The sequence below is a fragment of the Streptomyces sp. CB01635 genome, from assembly GCF_002803065.1.
GTDB lineage: Bacteria > Actinomycetota > Actinomycetes > Streptomycetales > Streptomycetaceae > Streptomyces.
In genome coordinates, this window is sequence record NZ_NNBL01000013.1 from 117,592 (window position 1) to 136,300 (window position 18,709).

At 68.2% G+C, this 18,709-nt stretch carries 13 protein-coding genes and 2 pseudogenes; 3 read left to right on the forward strand and 12 right to left on the reverse strand.

The genetic code is table 11. The features are described 5' to 3' along the window. Window positions 1-88: 88 nt before the first annotated feature. Window positions 89-685 carry a TetR family transcriptional regulator gene (locus CG723_RS27770; RefSeq protein WP_100596245.1) on the forward strand — a complete coding sequence of 199 codons (597 nt, stop codon included), beginning with the start codon at window positions 89-91 and terminating at the stop codon, window positions 683-685. A gap of 427 nt (window positions 686-1,112) precedes the next feature. Here the strand turns inward: CG723_RS27770 and CG723_RS27775 are convergent, their stop codons facing one another. From CG723_RS27775 to CG723_RS27785, 3 genes are all read right to left on the reverse strand, one after another. Continuing rightward, window positions 1,113-2,093, reverse strand: a complete 981-nt coding sequence (locus CG723_RS27775; protein WP_100596246.1) for a phosphotransferase family protein — start codon at window positions 2,091-2,093, stop codon at window positions 1,113-1,115. A gap of 340 nt (window positions 2,094-2,433) precedes the next feature. Next, on the reverse strand, window positions 2,434-3,354 hold the full coding sequence (locus tag CG723_RS27780) for an RNA polymerase sigma-70 factor (RefSeq protein WP_100596247.1): 921 nt from the start codon (window positions 3,352-3,354) through the stop codon (window positions 2,434-2,436). After that, a complete protein-coding gene (locus tag CG723_RS27785) occupies window positions 3,351-4,556 on the reverse strand; it encodes an NAD(P)/FAD-dependent oxidoreductase (protein WP_100596248.1) in 1,206 nt (401 codons plus the stop codon). The genes CG723_RS27780 and CG723_RS27785 overlap by 4 nt, the downstream gene beginning before the upstream one ends. 431 nt (window positions 4,557-4,987) lie before the next feature. Here CG723_RS27785 and CG723_RS27790 point away from each other — a divergent pair, with 431 nt between their 5' ends. Next, window positions 4,988-5,719 (forward strand): hypothetical protein, encoded by a 732-nt coding sequence (locus CG723_RS27790; protein WP_100596249.1) that lies wholly within the window; start codon window positions 4,988-4,990, stop codon window positions 5,717-5,719. A 235-nt stretch (window positions 5,720-5,954) separates the two neighbouring features. Here the strand turns inward: CG723_RS27790 and CG723_RS27795 are convergent, their stop codons facing one another. Both CG723_RS27795 and CG723_RS27800 read right to left on the reverse strand, forming a co-directional pair. Beyond that, entirely contained in the window at window positions 5,955-6,431 is a 477-nt protein-coding gene (locus CG723_RS27795) for an RICIN domain-containing protein (protein ID WP_100596250.1), read from the reverse strand. A gap of 800 nt (window positions 6,432-7,231) precedes the next feature. After that, complete coding sequence (locus CG723_RS27800; RefSeq protein WP_234374547.1) at window positions 7,232-7,396, reverse strand: hypothetical protein; 165 nt, start codon at window positions 7,394-7,396, stop codon at window positions 7,232-7,234. Between the two features lie 577 nt (window positions 7,397-7,973). Here CG723_RS27800 and CG723_RS47860 point away from each other — a divergent pair. Continuing rightward, window positions 7,974-8,132, forward strand: a complete 159-nt coding sequence (locus CG723_RS47860; RefSeq protein ID WP_234374548.1) for a hypothetical protein — start codon at window positions 7,974-7,976, stop codon at window positions 8,130-8,132. An 88-nt stretch (window positions 8,133-8,220) separates the two neighbouring features. Here CG723_RS47860 and CG723_RS47865 read toward each other — a convergent pair. The 7 genes and pseudogenes from CG723_RS47865 to CG723_RS27840 form a co-directional block, all read right to left on the reverse strand. Next, window positions 8,221-8,444, reverse strand: a pseudogene (locus CG723_RS47865) (DUF488 domain-containing protein); the annotation flags it as partial. Window positions 8,445-8,536: 92 nt separating this feature from the next. Beyond that, on the reverse strand, window positions 8,537-12,250 hold the full coding sequence (locus tag CG723_RS27815) for a S8 family serine peptidase (protein ID WP_234374549.1): 3,714 nt from the start codon (window positions 12,248-12,250) through the stop codon (window positions 8,537-8,539). 692 nt (window positions 12,251-12,942) lie between these two features. Further along, window positions 12,943-14,451, reverse strand: coding sequence for an FAD-binding oxidoreductase (locus tag CG723_RS27820; protein WP_100596252.1), 1,509 nt, complete (start codon window positions 14,449-14,451; stop codon window positions 12,943-12,945). A 1,184-nt stretch (window positions 14,452-15,635) separates the two neighbouring features. Beyond that, a complete protein-coding gene (locus tag CG723_RS27825) occupies window positions 15,636-15,953 on the reverse strand; it encodes a hypothetical protein (RefSeq protein ID WP_234374550.1) in 318 nt (105 codons plus the stop codon). Between the two features lie 191 nt (window positions 15,954-16,144). Further along, a complete protein-coding gene (locus CG723_RS27830; protein WP_159032561.1) occupies window positions 16,145-16,696 on the reverse strand; it encodes a hypothetical protein in 552 nt (183 codons plus the stop codon). A 259-nt stretch (window positions 16,697-16,955) separates the two neighbouring features. Continuing rightward, window positions 16,956-17,261: pseudogene (locus CG723_RS27835) on the reverse strand (tyrosine-type recombinase/integrase); the annotation flags it as partial. A 277-nt stretch (window positions 17,262-17,538) separates the two neighbouring features. Beyond that, window positions 17,539-18,459, reverse strand: coding sequence for an MBL fold metallo-hydrolase (locus CG723_RS27840; protein WP_100596254.1), 921 nt, complete (start codon window positions 18,457-18,459; stop codon window positions 17,539-17,541). Window positions 18,460-18,709 lie beyond the last annotated feature (250 nt).

Sequence of the window (18,709 nt, forward strand, 5' to 3'; positions counted from 1 at the left end):
GTCTCATCGACATAAAATAGATGTCGCAAGCAATCTAAACGGAGCTAGGATAGATGGCAAGTGACATCCAATTGAGGAGAGTGATTCCATGGGCCGCGTGTCCCAGGCGCAAGCACAGGAGAACCGGCAGCGCGTCGTAGCCACCGCCTCCCGGATGTTCCGCGAGAAAGGCACCGCGGTCAGCGTCGCCGACCTGATGAAGGCCGCCGGGCTCACCCATGGCGGGTTCCACAAGCAGTTCGCATCCAAGGACGACCTGGTCGACGAGGCCATCGCCCACGCCTTCGCCGAGCAGGCCGCACATGCGGCGGCGACGCCCGAGGAGCGCGCCGGGGAGCACGAGGCCGCCCGGCGGACGCTGATCGAGCAGTACCTCTCGGTCTGGCACCGCGATCACGCCGCGGACGGCTGCCCCGTCTCCGGATTCGCCGCTGACCTGGGTCGCGAGCCCGACCAGGCCGCCCGCGCCCGCCACGTCTACATCAACGGGATACGCAACCGCGCCGCTCGGCTGGCCACCGGCGACGACGACGGCATGGCCCAGCTCTGCACCATGGTCGGCGCCCTCGCCCTCGCCCGCGCCACCCGGGGCGACCCGATCTCCGAAGAACTGCTGCAGGCCGCGCGCACTGCTCTCGCCGAGAGCGGCACCGAGCAGTCCGAACCGCAGCAGCGCATGGCCTGACGAAGGCCGGCCGACGGGTATGGGTCAGGCCATCGCCCACGTGGTCACCACCGAGCGCCCGCGGTGCGGGGCGCCGGGGAGCCTCGCCGGGGCGTCGAGCGCACGATCGGCTGGACCTTGCGCGCCCGCCGCAACGCAAGGGACTACGAACGCCTCCCCGCAGCACAGCGAAGCTCACTTGACCGGGTCACTCATCACCCTCATGACCCGCCGCCTCGCCCGCAAAGGCCCGCGCACCGACAGTTGGACAAGAAAGGCCCCCGCACGGGCAGTTGGACGAGAAGGGCCCGCGCACCGGCAGTTGGACAAGAAAGACGAGTCCTCCAGCTGAGCCGTCAAAGCCGGCCAGGCCACTGTTCACCGCTCCGCGCGGCCGTTCCCGGGCCGTGGCTCAGCCTGCTGCCCAGGCACCGCCAGGTGGAGACGATCAGCCGAAGCGGCGGAAGAGCTCCTCAAGGTATTCCTCCAGCCTGCTGGTGAGCAGGTCCGAAGTCAGGTCGCGTCCCAGTTCCCGCCAGGGCACCGCGACCTTCTCGGCATCCGGCGCGAACGCGAGTGCATCGAGGACGCGCCAGTACAGGTGAGCTGCCGGGTCCTCACTCAACGTGCCCCCGGAAGCCAGATAGAGATCAGCCAGCCGCATGCCCTCCTGGGCGCCGTGCAGGAGAGCCAGGGCCGTGGAACAGTGCGCCACGTCCAGATCCGCCGGGCCGCAGGACGTCTCCACCCAGTCAACGACGCCGGTGATCTCCAAACGGGCGCCCTGCCCGGTGAAGAGCACGTTGCCGGGGTGGAAGTCCCGGTGCAGGAAGCAAGGCCGGTAGTCAGGGGGATCGCGCCGGATGATGTCCACAGCACGCTGCCACAGGTCCAGCCGCTCGGTGGATTCGGGCAGCCGCACACGGTCGGGCGACGTCCAGGCCTGGTAAACGCGCGGCCGGGCCTCGACCGGGACGCGCACCTGGTGAATGCCGACGAGTTGGCGGGCCAGCAGCTGGGTCCGCAGCCCCGCTTCCTCCTCACCCAACCGCACGCTGCCGGGCAGCAGCGACATCAGCAACGACGGGTGGTCGCAGTACACCGCCGTCGCATCAACACCGCGCAACTCCGCCACCGGCACATCGGTCTCGCTGAGCAGACGCAGGATCTCCGCTTCGCGAGTGAGCAACCCCTTCGCATGCTGAACGAAGAATGGCTTCACGAACGACCTCAGCACCATCCACTGCGGCTCTCCCGTTCCGCCAATGCGTAGACGCCGCATCTCCGAAGTCCATCCGCCACGCAGCCGCTCGGCAGCGTCGATGCGGCACCCTCCGCCTACACGCTTTTCCACCCAAGCCCGCGTGTCGGACCAGCCTTGGTCATCGACGTCCGCCCCAACGACGGCCACACCCTCGTTCGCAACCATGCGCACAACCTATCGATCACCGCAGGCCGGATCCCTGGGATCAAAAGCACGCACGCAGAGGGATTTTGGCTCTGCATTAGCCCCGTTCGGGCCGATATCCGCTTGCGGTTGGACGGGTCTGTTGGGGCTGATGTGTTCTGTGATGCGGGAACGGTGATGGCATGGGCGTCTTGGTCTGGCTCCTCCTGTTTCATTCCGAGGCGTCGTGTTGTGCGCCCTGCGCTTCGAGCGCCGGTGACTGCGCCTGGGCCCGCCGGGTCGTGGGTGGGTAGCTCGGGATTGCGTTCGGGCTGTTGGGCGACGATCTCGCCCAACGGGCTGCGACGATCCCGCGCAGGTCTCAGCGCGTCCCGACGTCGCGAGCTGTCCCGTCGGCAATGGCCTGGAGTTTGTCGGGGTTGGCGACGTTGTGGATGGCGGTGATGCGGCCGTTGGCGTCGAAGTCGAAGGTGACGGTGGCGATCACACGGCCCAGTCCGCTGAACACCATGCCCGGGCCGCCGTTGATCTCAACGAGTTCGGCTTTCATGTCGGCGGGCTCGACGCCCTGGTATGCAACGGTGCCGATGGCCGCGAACCAAGCGGCCACCGTGGCCGCGCCCACAACCGGACGCATGGCCTGGCGGACCTTGCCGCCGCCGTCGGTCCACAGCGTGACGTCCGGGGACAACAGTTCCATCAGGGTGTTGATGTCACCACCGGTCGCTGCGGCGAAGAACCGCTCGGTCACCTCGCACTGCCGCGACCGGTCCGCGGCGAAACGCGGCCGCCGGGCCCGCACATGCTCACGAGCACGGTGCGCGGCCTGCCGTACTGCGGCTTCGGAACGCTCCACCGCCTCCGCGATCTCGGCGTGGCTGAAGTCGAAGACTTCCTTCAGCACGAACACCGCGCGTTCGAGGGGGCTGAGCGTCTCCAGCACCACCAGCATGGCCATCGACACCGACTCGGCCTCCGTGACGGCCTCGGAGGCGTCCCCGCCGGTGAGTATGGGCTCCGGCAGCCACGGCCCCACGTAGGTCTCCCGCTTGTGCCGAGTGGAGCGCAGCCGTTCCAGTGCCAGGTTCGAGACGATCCGCGTCAGATACGCCCTGGGGTCGGCCACCTGCGAACGGTCCGCAGCGGACCACTTGATCCAGGCGTCCTGGACCACGTCCTCGGCGTCGGCAGCGGTGCCGAGGAGGCGGTAGGCCACGGAGAACAGCAGCTTGCGGTGCTCGTGGAAGGCCTGCTGGCCGAGGTGGGCGGTCGGGTCGGTCACGGTGCCTCCCGGACCAGGGTGGAGCGGCCCCCGCGGGGCCAGAATGCGCCGGAGGCGGGCATCTTCTTCATGCGGCCGTAGGTCGGCCAAGGGGAGGCAGTCACCATCTCCTTGTACCTGACCGCCATGCGTCCGGTCAGGCAGATTCGGCGCGGGCTGTCGTCGGGGTGGGTGAACTGCACCACCGCGTCGCCTCGCCCCAGGCTCACCGGCGTGTGGTAGTAACCGAAGCGGAACGGCTTGGGCTGCTTGCCCTTGAGCACACACTCGATCGACAGCGCGGCGTGCACCCCGGTCGGCATGCCGCCCTGGCAGGTGCCGTGCATTACGCCGTAGCCCTGGCGGATCGCGGCCGCGTCACCGACTGCGTACACGTCAGGGTGGGACACCGACCGCAGCGCGGCGTCGGTGACGATGCGTCCGCGCTCATCGACGGCCAGCCCGGCGGCGGCCGCCAGCGGCGACACGCGCGTACCGCTCGTCCACAGGACCACGTCGGCGGCGATGCTCTCCCCACCCGCCAGTTCGACCGTGTCGGACAGCACCTTCACCACCTCGGCCCCGGCACGCACCCGGACGCCCAGCCGGTCGAGCGCGGCCTGCACGTACGCCTTGGCCTTGGGGTTCATGGTCGCGCCGGGCTCGGCCCGGCCCAGCAGTACGACGTCCAGCTCCGGGTGCCGCTCGGCGATCTCCGCAGCCGACTCGACGCCGGTCAGCCCGCTGCCGGCGACCACCACGGTGCCGCTGCCGAGCCGCCCAAGCCGGACGGCCAGCAACTCGGCGTCCTGCGCACTGCTCAGGGTGTACGCGTGGTCCTCGACACCCGGCACCGTGGACGTGTCGGCCACCCCGCCCAACCCGTATACCAGCGTGTCGTAGGGCAGCACCCGGTCGTCGTCGATCCGCACGGTCTTGGCGTCCGCGTCCACCGCCGTCACCCAGCCGCGCACGAACCGTGCCTCCGTGCCCTCCAGCAGTGCCGGGATTCTCAGCTCGGCGAGCCGCTGGCCGGTCGCCGTCAGGTGCAGACGCATCCGCTCGGTGAACCGCTCCTGCGCATTCACCACGGTCACCTGTACGTCCTCGCGCCCCTTGACCCGGGCCGCGAGCTGGATCGCGGCGGACATGCCCGCGTACCCCGCCCCCAGGATCACCACGTGGTGCGCGGTCGCCGTGCTGGTCTCCTGCCGTGCGCTCATCGTTCCGTCCTCCTCGCCTCGCTCACTGACGCCCACAAGATGGGAGCAGGCGGCTTGGACGTGACATGGGCCGGGTGTGATGCGCGACACATTCCGAAGAGGCGCAGAGAGCGAACCGGTCTACGAGCCGGTGAGCACGGTCAGGGTGTCGGCCTCGACCCGGAACGCAGGGTCTTCGTGCAGACCCCGCGCCTCATGGAGTCGCTCACCACCGCCTGCGAGAGGGCGGAACGCCGACGCTCCCGCTCGGCGGACCCGAGTGACCGCAACCCAACCGGCCGGACTCACAACGGGAAGGAAGCGATCGACGCCCTCGCCGGCTGCGCCTGAACGGGTGCATGCGGAGTGCGTGGTGATTCCGGCGGCTGTACGAATGGTCTGGCCGGGGACGTGCCTGGTCAACGGCGCCCCAGCTCCAGCGGAGGTATGCCATGCGCACCGTCAAGCCCAGCCCGCAGGACCCCGGCAAGCGCCACTCGAAGACGCGTGCGCGAAGGATGAGCATCGCCGGCTGCGCCGCGACAGCCGTGACAGCGGCGGTGCTGGTGGCGGCACCCGGGTCCCTGGGGGCTCCGGGGGCGCGAGCCTCGGCCGCCACGTCCCCGGCAGCAGCGAAGCCCTTGGCCGACTTGGCCTGCCAGGTGTTCGTCGAGCAGGACAACTTCTCGCACCCGCTCAACAAGAACGGCCGCACCACCTCCCCGAACGAGATCAAGGGCGCCACGGTGGGCTGCTCCTCACCGAACGGCAGGTTCGCCCGCGGTAACCGTGACCACAACCCCGTACTCCTGTCGAGCAGTTACACCTCAGTCGGCGCACCCTCGATGAACAAGGTCACCCTGCTCAACCGGAACTGCACCACCTTCACGCAGAGCGCCCTGCTCAAGTTCACCTGGAACACCGGCGATGTGAGCATCGGCCGGCTCTACATCGACAGGAACGGGAAGTGGACCTCCAAGATCCTCAGCGGCCTGCTGAAGGGCGACAGCTTCACCCTGAGCGGCCCCGCGCTGAGCAGCACCGACTCCTACATCACCTACTTGGGATCGTGCAGCGTCGCCAATACCGGCGGTGAGATCGACGGCTTCATCTTCAACTCCTGGCTGCCCGGTGCAACCGGTTCGACGGGTAACGAGGTCGGTCTCACGTTTGCCCAAAAGTGACCGGTATCGGGTACCGGGGCGATGGCGAGTCGTACGGGCTTGCCGTGCTCAGGGCGGCCTCGCCATGGACGACGGCCGGAGCCTGACGTTCAGGTCGCCGCGCGACTTCGCGCGTTCGTCGCGGTGACCTGCCGCGGTGACGCGGTGACGGCAGACGGTCGGGGCCGGGCCGGCACTTACCGGACCCGGCCCCGGGCACGCTGGATTGTTCTACCGCGTTGGTCTGCGGTGGCGGTCAGGGAGTGCGCAGAACCCACTTCTGTGCCGTCGAACCGTTGCAGTTCTCGGTGACGACCTGCGACGACTGTGCCGTCAGACAGACGGGGGGCAGGCCCATCCCGACATTGGAGAAGGTGACGGTGCCGTCCGAGTTGCTGCGAGCTCCCCACATCTGCAGGAAGTTGTACGGTAGGCAGCTTTGGAGCACGGGTTCGTTGTCGGGGGAGCGGAGGAGGCAGTCGCCGCTGTTCTGGTTGACGATGTCGACGCTACCGCCGGAGTCGGGGACGAGGTTCCATACCGTGTTGGGCTCGCCGGGCGGGGTCAGCGTAGGGGTCAGGCCGTCCTGGGTGAGCGCGAGCTGCGGGTTGGCGGCGCTCGCGATGATCACGTTGCCGACGGGAGCGGGCGCGGCCGCCGCGGCGGGCATGGCGGCGCCGAGGGCAATGCCGACGGCGACCGCCGGCGCGAGGATGCGTGTCAAGGGCTTCACGACTGGTGTTCTATCGCCTGGCCGACATCCCAACTGCGGACCCACACTGGGCAAGTCACGCGAACAGCCCTGCAAACATTGTCCGAGGGTTGAGGAACATCGGAACGAGAACCGGCGCCAAGCCGCCGTCGGCCCCGATTTGAGGTCCCGGTGGTACCGGCGGAATTTCCAACGTATACGCAGTTCAGCTGCCCTGGGATGCTTCGGGATGTGACGATCAGGTCGATCCTGCGACCTGTATTGCCGCTGTTTCCGCGGCCGTTGTCACCGGGATTCATTCCAGTGCATCGGGCTTCAGTCCGGTGGTGAAGCGAACTTGGTGGTTGCAAACGCGAAGCGTCGCGGCGTCTTTCTGGCGGAGCCGGAGTGTGGCGGCGTGAACGGTGACAGTCCGTACGGACGTTCCCCAAGGCTGTGCGCGTACGACATGTCTAGTGTGATCGTCACGCAGCTCCGGTACGCCTTCCGCCTGTACCCGGACACCGGCCGGCAGACAGTATTGGCGAAGCGTTCGGGTGTGCCCGCGTCGTGTTTCAACGATGCGGTGCGCGCCGTCGACGTGGTGCTCCACGGACGCCGAACTGCAGCAACTCCGGCTGCACCGCCACCGACGAGCCGTAGGCGGCGCCGACGCGGCCTGCGCGCTGAACATGACGGAGCCGGCCGCGATGGCACAACAAGAGGGTTTCGGGCACCACCATCTACACCATGTACTCCACGACGGACGGCTCTCCCGTCAGCGCCCGAAGGGATGCGCCGCCGATCACACCAGGCGCCTTCTAAGCGCTGGGTGTTGCGGGTCAGGACGTTGTCGACGGTGCCGTTGGCAACGACTTCGGCGGGTAGCTGCGCAGGACGAGTGAGGTGGTGACCGGTCCGTAACGGGCGAGGGAGTCCACGACCTGTTCAAGGCGTTCGGCGTGAGAACAGTGCACGTCGAGCAGCAGGCAGTCCTCGCCAGTCACGTGGAGGGTCGAGGAGTTCCTCCATACCCGCACCTGGCTCTCAGAGCAGTAGCACGCCGAGGCTCGCAAGGTCTGGAACATCCACCACAACTACCACCTGCCCCACAGTGCTACCGGAGGCCAACCGCCAGCAGCCCGGCTCCGAATGGGCGTAACCAACGTCTTGGCCTCCTACAGCGAGGCCGCAGGCTCGGCCTTCTCGGTGCTAATCGTCGGGGTAGGTCCATTCCTCAATGACCCAGGCATCGGCCGCAGTTGAGCGTGCTTGACCACCCGGCAGCCCCGAAGATCTGATCCGTAGCTCTACGGAGAACGGTCGGTCACTTGCCCAGCTCGCCACCATGCCGCCTGGATACGTCGCCTGGCGGGCGACCCTGAGGCACCGCATCATGAGTCCATGGGGATCGACTTGGAGTTGCACTCAGCACGGCCGGCGCGTAACTGGCGAAAGTCCCGCGCCACACTCCTGCGGAACTCGTACGGGCACGGGGATGCGTTGGCCGATGCACTCAGCTCCCTCCAACTGCTTGGAGTTGCCGGGAGGCTCACCGCCGTCGATCCGTACGGAGATACGTTGATGAACGAACAGGAGTCCGCCGCCGCTCTCAACGAGATCCACGAGCTGCGACAACGATGCAGTGATGAGCGTCAGCTTGCCGCGTTGGACGACCTTGCAACGCTGCTGGGGCAGTGCGCCGGCGCGCCAGGCAGCTATCTGTGGTTCCAGGGTGACTGAAGCCCGTGCCACAGCCGCGCCAGAACCCGCGGGGAGCCACGGAGAAGCTCGGGCGACGCGCGCCGTCGGCGCCGAAGTCTGCTGGCTGCACGGCTGGCCGGTGATCGGCGTCCTCCAGTTCGCCGATGTAGCGATCCCGGAATTCCCGCGAAGCGCTCCTGGTCGTGGTGGTACCAGTGGCGCAGAGTCCGCCGGCGGCGCCACGTCGCGGAGCCATGCGTCCAAGTGGGCCCGCTCTTTGCTCATTCCGCGGGGCCACAGGCGGTCCACGAGCACTCGCTTGCCGTTCCGCGACGAGGTGTCCACGTAGATCCGCTGACAACCGGGAACGCCGCGTGGGTGGGGCCGCCGGCTGCGGTCCCACCCACGCGGTGCTGTCCCAGGTGACCTCCCGGGATGTGACGTCAGCGCAGGCCGAAGGCTCGGGTGATCGTCTGCGAGACGGTGTTGCCCGCGTTGTCCCGGGCGCCGACCCGGAGCGTGGCGAAGCCGGCCGACCGCGGGGCGCGCAGGTTCGTCCGCCATCCGTCACCGCACCGGTTCAGGTCGGTCCGCTGCCAGGTCGCACCGTCGTCGTACGAGACCTCGACGGACGGCTTCGCGATGGCGGCAGTGGTGCCCGGCAGGTGCGAGGCGGTCACCGTCAGCCCGGCATGCCGGTCGGCCCGGCCGGACTTGTCGGTGTCCACGCCATAGTCGAGCTGGATCAGCGGCAGTGACACCGCCGACTCGCTGCTGGTGACCGCAGAGGTGAAGTTCCACTCGGTCAGCGTGTGCGTCGAGTACGGGTTGGCCCAGGCGCCACGGTTGTTGTCGAGGACCAGCCGGTAGGGCAGGCGCTCCGCACCGAGCCCGGGAACCTGCAGATACTCGGCGTTGCCCCAGTCGAGCTGCTGGTCGCCCTGGTAAAGCGACATCCAGTCCTTGACGTCGAAGTTCGCGCCGGCCTCGCCGACGTGGCCGGAGCCCGAGTCGCCCCAGCCGGGCGCGGTGATGTACATCGTGTCGAGGTAGCGCACGGGCTGGTAGTTCACCGGGCCCATGCGGGGCCGCTGGATCGGGCCGAACCAGCTGACCTTGCCGGTCCTGCGCGCCGGGAAGCGAAGCGGGTCGATCGAGTGCTGCCCGGTCTCGCCCTGGATGAAGGCGTCGTCCAGCCACGTGGTGCCGGAAGTGACCCAGTCGGTGCGCTCGCCCTGGGCGGGCGCCGTGAGCTGGTTACCGACGGCCCAGCCCCGCCAGACGTCCGGACGGAACTCCATCGCCTTGCCCTGCCGGTAGTTCCGGAAGGAGACGTTCACCCGGCCGAGGTCCTTGGGCTCCTCACGCCAGGTCGGGTCCGCCGGGACGGCGCCGGTCCAGTGGTGCACCACGTCGTAGACGTAATCCGTCGTGGGGTGCGAGGTGACCTTCAGCGACACCGCGCCGTGCCGGAGCGAGCCGATCAGCTCCGCGCCCTGGTCGGCGGTGAGCGTCGCCACCGTCACCGGGGCCGGGCTCTGCGGGCTCCAGGGGTTCTCGTCCCAGGGCTGCAGACGGCCGACGCCGTCGTTGACGACCAGCAGCAGCCGGGCGCCGGCCGCCGCGGCGGCCTCCGCCTGCGCCTTGATCCCTTCCGTGCCGGCGCCCCGCACCACGACGGCCTCGCCGCGCACGTTCTGCCGAGCGAGCTCCTCGGCCGTGCCGTCGCCGGCGAAGACCGCCGTCAGGTTCCGGCTACCGGTGGGCAGCGGCGTGGCCGCGCGCTTGACCAACGGGTCGTTGAAGGTCGTCGACTTCGTGCTCAAGGTCAGCGCCGGCTGCTCCAGGCGGAAGCGGGCGCCGGCCTCGAACTCGCCGTCGGTGACCTTCTTGCCGGTCGGGAGCGCCCAGATGCTGTCGTACGACGGGTTGGGCAGCATCGACGTCTCCACCAGGCTGTCGGTGAAGGACCGGTGGGCGTCCAGGCGCGGCGCGACGGCGGTGGCCTGCTGCGGCACGCGCGCCAGGATCCGGCGCGCCTTGCGGCCGTCCAGCGTGACGGTGCGGTCCTGGTCCAGCTTCACGTCGTTGAAGGCGAGCAGCACCATGCCGAGCGAGTTCGGGCCTTCGGCGCCCTGCACGTCCCCGGTGAGCCAGCCGCTGTAGCTGCCGACGGGCAGCCGCGTCGTGCCGGTGCCGGACGCGTCGAGGTCCATCACCGTGAAGAGGTGCTCGGCGGTGAGGACGACCCGGCCCGCCAGCGGCTTGCCCGCACGGTCCTTCGCGACGACGGTCAGATTCTGCCGCTGGCCCTCTCGGGCCGCGCCGATCAGGGTCCGGGCGCGAACCGTCCCGGCGCCGTCCGTACCGGTGATCACGGCGCTGACCGACCGGTCGCCCGCCAGCTTGTCCAGAGCCGCGGTCAGCGTGACCGTGGCGGTGCCGTGCGCGGGCACGGTGACATGGTCCTCGGAGAGGTTGAACAACCCGGCCGGGACGGTGCCGTTGACCGCCAGGTCGAGGCTGACCGGGGCGTCGCCGACGTTGGTGTACGTCACCGTCTGGACGTCGGTCTCCCCGGGCTTCGGGGGCCACGTGTGGAAGCCGGAATAGGCGGTCGTGGTGGCGAAGACCGTGGTGTGCACGGCCGCCGGCGCGTCGAGCCGGCCGGCGCCCGCCTGGTACGGGGTGTACGCCGGGGTTGCCTTGGCGCTGCTGACCAGCGCCTCCTTGAGCTGGGTGCCCGTCCAGTCGGGGTGCTCGGCGGCGAGGAGCGCGGCGACACCGGCGACGTGCGGAGTCGCCATCGACGTGCCGCTCATCGTGGTGTAGTAGCCGGAGCCGCGCTTGTAGTGCGAGCGCGCCGCGACGATGTCGACCCCGGGCGCGGTGATCTCCGGCTTCAGCCCGCCGTCGCCGTCCCGCGGGCCCTGGCTGGAGAAGTCGGCGAGCGTGTCGGTGGAGTCGACGGCGCCGACGGTCAGCGCGGAGTCTGCGGCACCGGGGCTGCTGATGGAGTGCGGGCCGCCGTTGCCCGCCGCGATCACGAACAACGCGCCCGTGTCGTGGCTGAGTTCGTCGACGGCCTGGCTCATCGGGTCGGTCCTGTCACCGCCGCCGCCCAGGCTCATGCTGATGATCCTGGCCTTCTGGTCGCGGGCGGCCCACTCCATGCCCGCGATGATCCAGGATTCCTGGCCGCTGCCCTCGGAGTTGAGCACCTTGCCGACGGCCAGCCGGGCGCCGGAGGCGACACCCCGCTCCTTGCCATCGGAGGCACTGCCCGTGCCGACGACGGTCGAGGCGACGTGCGTGCCGTGGCCGTTGTAGTCGGCGATGTCGTCCTCGCCGGGCACGAAGCTGGCGCTGTCGGACACCTGCCCGACCAGGTCCGGGTGTTCGGTGTCCGCGCCGCTGTCGAGCATCGCGACCTTCACGCCCTGGCCGGTGTCGCCCTCCGCCCATACCTTCTGCGCGCCGATCTGGGCGGTGGAGTCGGCCAGATCGGCCTTCACCCTGCCGTCGAGCCACACGTGGGCGACGCCGCCTGCGAAGGACGGTTTCGCGGACCGGGCCGCCGCGCCGGCACCCCCGGTGAGCGAGGACCAGAACTCCGGTGCCTGCTTGTGGTTCTGCGCGAGGGCCGCGCCCTGGATGCTGTCCAGGCGGCGGACGTCGGTCGAGCCGGCCATCTTCGTCCGGGTGCGGGCCTTGGCGGCGGCTCCGGTGTAGCGCACGATCAGCGGCAGCCGGGAGCTGTGCGCGTCGTCGTAACCCTCGGTGATCAGCCGCGTCACGTTGAAGAGCTGCTTGTCGAGTTTGCCGGCGCTCACGTACGGCAGGGCGGCGTCGGGGTAGACATAGGTGGCGCCGTCCACGACAGCGCGGTGGAAGCCGGTGGTGGCTCCGCTCGCGGCCTGGAAGGAGCGCACGACGGTGCCGTCGGCGGCGGTCCCGATGGTGACCTTGTCACCCGTGATCAGGGTGACGGTGTGCGTGCCGGCATCGCCGGGGGTTCGGTGTCCGGCGTCGTTGTGCGACACCTCACCGGATGAGTACGCGGACACAGCGGCAGTCGCCGGTATGACGCCGAGTGTCAGCGCGGCCGCCACGGCGAGGGCGATCGGCCCGGGCCGGGGGATGGGAAGCTTGGGCAAGGAAGACTCCTGAGACGCGGCGAAGTGCGAAAGATCACTGGATCCTCCGGCCTCCCCCGCCGTCGTTCAAGGGGCCGCACATGTCGCTCTTGTGCCATGTCACAGATACGCCACGAGCAGACGAGATCGTCGGCCACCGCGCGTCCGGGGGCGGACCGCCCATGAATTCGGCGTGCTGAGGGACGGAGCAACGGGCCTGTGGGGCATCCCGGTCGGCGGCTTGGCGCATGCCCTCCGCCGGGCGGACGCCAGGTGCGGCGGGCCCGCGCTCTCACGTCATCGATGGGTGATGGGCCTTCCCGCGGGGGCGACAGCCCCACGGCCGGTACGCACTCGCCGTCACTCAGCGCGTGCCTTCGCCGACCCGCACTGGTAAGCGCTTGGCCGTAGTTCCTGCGGCCATGGAGTCGGGCCGTCCCGAAAACAGGTGCCCGGGGGCGCCCGAGGCGCAAGCCGAACCGGTGGGAGGGGCGCGCACCACATCCGCACCCTAAGGACCGGCCAGCAGCCGGTGTGCTCCTCCGATCAGTCTCCAAATGGTGTGCGGGATCGGCTGATCGTCTGGAAAGGGGCGCTCCGGCCACGGATTGTCGAACCGCATCAAAGTCAGGCTCTCTTGAGCGAAAGGCCTGAGACGGGTAGGCACAGCGGAGCCCCCTCACCGGTCGGGAGGGGGCTCCATCAAGGTTCGGTCAGCGGGACGCAGGCGGGATGCTCTGGTCGTACTGGAAGACGTTGTGCGGGTCGTACTTCGCCTTGATCTCGCGCAGGCGGTCGAAGTTGTCCCTCCAGTAGGCGGTTTCCCAGTCCTGCATACCGACGTTCGGCACGTTGACGTAGGCACCGTCCACGTAGGGGCGCAAGGCCTGGCTGAACTCGGCGATCCAGGCTTGAGCCTGCGGGGTGAGCGGGTCGCAGATGCCCGGCTGGTCGGAACGGGTGCCCCAGCCGGCACCGGGTTCGGAGTAGAAGAGTGCGTCGCGATGCGGGAATGCCGTGCCGCCGCGGGGACTCCTTCTGACCGCCCCACCGAACGCCTGAGTGAAGAAGTTGCTGTCGTCCGTGGGCGCGTGCTTCATGAACGAGCAGATCACGTCAATCGCTTTGCCCGGGAACGGCTTCCTGGTGAACTGGGAGTAGAACTTCCAGTTCGCGGGTTCGTTCGCGGTAGGAATCTGGAATCCCGAATACACCTCGCCCCAGTTGCCAACCTGCACCGACACCTGGGGGCTGCCGACCGACAGGATCGGGGCCAGTAGCTTCTTGGCCTCCGCAGGTGTCCCCTCCGCGAGGACCGCGAACAACAAGGTCTGATTGCGGTGGATTTCGACCTGCGTGCCAAGGCGGTCATCGGCGTGCAGCGCGGTGCGCTGCCAGGCATTGAAGACCCTCCGCAGGTCACCGATGCCATCCCACGTGGCCTGCACATATGTAACGCTCTTCAGCGGAGCCACTTTGTAGGTGAGTGAGGTGACGATCCCGAAGTTGCCGTTGCCCGCACCGCGCAGCGCCCACAACAAGTCCGAGTTATGGGTCAGATCGGCCTTGATCACCTTTGCGCACTCGCCACCTTCGGCCACGACGACCTCGGCGCCGATCAGGCTGTCGCACGCCATCCCCAGCCAGCGCGTCAGGAAGCCGAAGCCGCCACCGAGCGTCGCGCCGGCCAGGCCCACCGTGCCTTCGGTGCCTGTCGTCACCGCGAAGTTCCGCTTCGCGAGCGTGGTCACCGCTTCCAGCTGGTTGAGTCCGGCGCCGACCGTCGCGACACGAGCAGCGCTGTCGAGATGGACCGACTTCAGTTCGCTGATATCGATCACGAGGCCGCTGTCGACGTTCGACCAGCCCTCCAGGCTGTGGCGGCCGCTCCGGATCCGCAGCGCGACATCATTCTGCCGCGCCCAGGTCAGGGCGTTGACCACGTCCTGGGTGTTCTGAGCGAAGACGATGACCAGCGGATAGTGCGAGAAGAGCTGGTCCCAGCCGAGGCGCGCATCCGTGTACCCAGGGTCGTGGGGACGGACGATGCGGCCGGTCAGCTTCGCCGGAGAACACTGCGCCTCGTGCGCCTCATGTACGGAAGCCTCCATCACGACACTCGCACTAGGGGTCGCGGCCTGCGCGACGCCCGGCACGACGACTGCGCCGGCGCCGGCGACCGCAGAAGTCTTCAGCAGTCGGCGACGGGAAAAGTCGCTCATGGTCCGTGTCCTCTCGAACACCCGCGGGTGCGAATCGGTCAGTTGTGGATTATTTAGGCGAAGTGGACGGTAGCAAGGGTGATCGCGGAGGTCCCTTTCGACACGCTCGGCACCACCGCCAAGGTGCCTGACACCGCAGCTCCCAGCGTCGTGCATCGACTTCGCCGACGCTCCAGCGAGAGTTGTTCCGGAACGCGACGACCGCCCTGGCCGGCCTGGGCGGCATACTCGCTGTCACGTCGGGCGTGGCGGCCACCCTGCAACCTCGGTTCGACGGGGCTGGTAGCGAGGCTTACTGACATCTATGTCTGACATCAACGCCAACAAACAGCAGTGGCCAACCGCGGCCTTCGACGTGGCTGCCAAGTTGGCTATCGGCCCAGCGTGGCCCTTTGGATCGAACTGAACTGGGACATCCCTTGGCTCGGACCACCGCTTTAGGAACCTTGTTGAGGGGTGGGGCGTGGCCCAGCCTCAAGTGCCCGACCCTTCGGAAGCGCCGCTGTCGGACATCAACGTCGGCGCACACATGCACATGTCGATGTACAGGTGACCCCTGACCAACAGACCCTGATGGCTAGGGGAGTTCAGGCGATCCGTGCGCGCACCCGCCTACGGATCAGATGCTGGCAATCCCGCCGGAAGTCTGAGCCACGGCAGCATGGGGCTGCGGGGAGGCTCGGCAGGATGGCTGCCCCCGCCTCTTGAGGCAGAGAGCGTGAGCGGACGAAGCCACGAGCCCAGTGCTCAAGGCCGACGCCGGTCGATCAGGGTGTTGTCGAGGTCGAAGAGTGCCGACACAAGGCGACGTTACGCGAGCGACGTAGGCGCCTCACATCAGCCCCCGGGGGCACCCGCCGGGGGCCAAAGAGGGGGCCAAGCGCAACAGTCCGCGCCGGACCGTCGTGGACAACCACGGACTGAACACGGGGCGCTCGACACGGACAGTCGCATGCACCACGAGGTCAACTAGCTCCGAAATCGCGTTCGGGACGAAGAGGTCGTGGGTTCAAATCCCGCCACCCCGACCGCTGAAACACCAGTTCAGGCCCGGTTCCCTTCTCAGGGAACCGGGCCTGACGCGTTCTCTGGACCGGCTCGGGGAGTGGGCGGGTCTGGGACCAGGCGGTGACTGTGCCAGGCACTCACTCCGTGCGGAGGCGGGGCAACATGCTGTGGGTTGCTTACCGCTCTTCCTTCGGCGGCTCACCGCGCCCAATCGTCATTGACCAGCGGACCGCTGAGGGCGCGGTGACGGCAACCGTGCCCTCCTTGTCCGCCCCTGACATGTTGACCATGTTGTAGGTGGTGCTCACTTCACCGTCGACGCATGCCAGGGGAAATGCGGCGTGGACGGTCTTCACAGAGACCTTCAACTCCCCTTTTCCTTGGCATCGCACAGCGATGATGAGGGCGTCCCCCTTCTGGCCCTTCTTGAAGGAGAAGATGCGGCTCCCGCGCGTCTCTCCTTGGCGAGCGGCGAGAGTCTGGTCCTGGTCCAACTCCGGCGGAACTTTCACCGGGGGCTGGTCAGGCGTGGCGGGTACGGAAGTACTCGGGGCGACCGATGCACTGGGCTTCGCAGGCGGCCTTGCGGAGCCGCCATCATCTGAGTGATCGGACGAGCAAGCCGCTACCAGCGGCAACATGGCTGCTGACAGAAGGCTCAGCCCTGCGAGGAACTGGCGGGACACTAGGCCTTCGTCTCCCAGATGTACCGACCAACATGGCTCGGCGAGTAGAGCGTCGCGTTGGTCTTAACGCCCTTGGTGCAGTTGGCGTAGTGGTACTGGCTGTAGCCACTGGTCTTCAGGCGGTACACCCCGTACTTGGCGTGGGTAACGGTGTGGGCCGGGGTAGTGGTCGCGTACGAGTTGCCGATCTTGGCAGTGAGGGAGACAGAGAGATTGACGCTGTACTCCGATTCAATCTCGGCGACCGCGGCGGACGCCTTGGCCTTGAGCGTGCCGCTGATGCCGACGGTCACCGTACCGGACGTCTCGGAGGTGAACGTCGACTTGCCTGAGTGCGAGGTGTTGTTGGTGGTGGCCTGTGCGGCACCCACGCCCTTGTGGTAGGTCCCGTGCTTCGCGGTGGACTCCCAGGAATATCCAGCCTCACAAGGCGCGGCCGGCGGAACCTCGGGGGCCTTCGGAGGAGTCTCCGTGGGCACCTGGACTTCCTCGCTGGCGCCCTCCTCGTCGAGGTCCCCCTCCTCGGGCTCCGCCGGAGGCACCGTCTGCACGACCACAGGCTCGGGCGTCGGATCCTCCGCGAAAGCCGGGCCTGCTGTACCCAGCACGGCTATCGCAAAGGTCGGCGGAAGCAGCAGCGACGCCGCTCTTGTAAGGCGCATCAAAGTCCCCCTCAGGTCAGGCGAAGGGCGAACCACGCGCGGCGCTCCCCCCGATCGCAGACCTGATCTTGCAGTGCACCTCATGACACAACAAGACCATTGCGGGACTCCTGAGGAAGACCTGAGCTACTGGTAGTAGGCACGCAAAATCCACCGGCACGCCACTGTCGGAGAGCAGCGAGACGAAGCTGTGCCGCAGCTCCCCAGGTGTCCAGTCGTCGGCATTGATCCCCTCGGCGTCCTTGAGCGCCACCCGGAAGGCAGGACGGACGTTGGGCGCATCCAACGGTCTGCCGACGGCCGAGGAGATGACGAGCCCGTTCTCCTCCCAGTCGTCACCGGCGGCGAGGCGCTCCCAGCCCTGGTCCTCGAGCTGGGCCCACAGGACCTCTACGCAACGTGCCGCCAGGGCGAGCGTGCGCCGGGACTTTCGCGTCTTGGTGTCCCCTCTCCGGACGAAGCCATGGCTGCGATGAGCGAGGCCTGCAGCGTCCGCATCGCAGGTGCCCTGACCGACGATCTGGCGCGCCCCACATCCGAACCCATGTCGGACGCAACCTCACCGACCCGGACGGCAAGCAGTCCAACTGCTCAGAGCCGTATGTCTAGGTTCAGTTGATCCTTGACGAATGTATTTCAGTTGATGCTTGTCGGTTCCCAGTGGCTCGTCTCGCAGCGTTGGCCGGGTAATCGACGTGCTCCGCCGATTCCAGGGGCTTACGCAGCCGAGCTCACGCAAGACCGGTGAGGGGGGCACTGGGCTGCCAGGAGACGGGCAGGACAACGTCGACGCCGTCACGGCGCGCCAGGAGCAGCAGTCGGCTCATGGTGGTGTCGAGGTCGTCGAGCAGGTAGGGCATGGGGCGCAGTGGCCGGTCCAGGCCCAAGAAGAAGTCGTCCCAGTGCACCAGGATGACCCGCCTGGCCCCGGTCGCGGCCACCACCTCGTCCCAGTAGGTCTGAAGGAACTCGGCGGGCTGCTTGCCCAGCATGCCGACTCCCAGGTATACGACGTCGGCGTGATGACCGCGCAGCGCACCGAGCCGGTAGTTGGCGCTGGCGTGCAACAGCACGCGGCCGTAGGGGTGGGTGACGAGCACGGAGTAGGCGGTGCCGGTCTTCCAGGCACCGGCGCGAGCCGGCGGGACCAAGGGCTGGTCAACGGTACCGGGGTAGTGGTCGCCCGGGCTGTGCACGGAGTCCAGGAAGGTCAGCGTGAAGCTGCCGTAGGTCACGGTGTCGCCATCGCCGACCACCCGCAAGGACGACTCGGGGACCCCCAGGCCGCGCCCGATGTTGGCGGTGGACTCCGACCCGACCAGGTCGGCGCCGGTCTCCAGCGCCCAGACCGGTGCGTCGAGGGCGTGGTCGTAGTGGGAATGCGCGCACACCACAGCGGCGAGGTTGTCCACCCGCAGCCGCTCGATGGCGGCACGGACCAGCGCGCGGTTCGGGGCGATCTTGCCCATGCCCACGCGCATCATCCCCGGGCGGGTGACGAACCCGTCGCTGAGCACCGAGGTCTGCCCGTCCGACAGCAGTACTGAACTGGTGCCCAAGAAGTGAGCGCTCAGCCCCTCACGGTGCGCTGCAGTGCGCTGCTGGTAAGGCAGGTAGGGCCGCAAACTCGGGCGGCCGATCGGCACCTTCATGCGAGCATCCTCGGACCCCAGGTACAGGAGTGCCAGCTCTGGACCTCGTGTGCCCTCTCACAAACGATCGCACAGCCAAGCCGAGGCAAGCGGTGTCAAGCATCAGGTGAAGCCACAACGTCAAGCATCAACCGAGACAAGACACTGCTCAGAGCCGTAGAGCTGGTACGAGTTTCTCTACCTCATCAAGCACCCGGCTGCGCTCCACTCCGCCGGGCGGGCTTCCCGGCTCCGCTCTGGGGCGCCGCTC

Bases quoted from the DNA above. Each gene is read 5' to 3' on its own strand.
- CG723_RS27820 (WP_100596252.1), bottom strand. From the start codon at position 14,451: ATGAGCGACTTTTCCCGTCGCCGACTGCTGAAGACTTCTGCGGTCGCC.
- CG723_RS27785 (WP_100596248.1), bottom strand. From the start codon at position 4,556: ATGAGCGCACGGCAGGAGACCAGCACGGCGACCGCGCACCACGTGGTG.
- CG723_RS47860 (WP_234374548.1), top strand. From the start codon at position 7,974: ATGAACGAACAGGAGTCCGCCGCCGCTCTCAACGAGATCCACGAGCTG.
- CG723_RS27840 (WP_100596254.1), bottom strand. From the start codon at position 18,459: ATGAAGGTGCCGATCGGCCGCCCGAGTTTGCGGCCCTACCTGCCTTAC.
- CG723_RS27775 (WP_100596246.1), bottom strand. From the start codon at position 2,093: ATGGTTGCGAACGAGGGTGTGGCCGTCGTTGGGGCGGACGTCGATGAC.
- CG723_RS27770 (WP_100596245.1), top strand. From the start codon at position 89: ATGGGCCGCGTGTCCCAGGCGCAAGCACAGGAGAACCGGCAGCGCGTC.
- CG723_RS27790 (WP_100596249.1), top strand. From the start codon at position 4,988: ATGCGCACCGTCAAGCCCAGCCCGCAGGACCCCGGCAAGCGCCACTCG.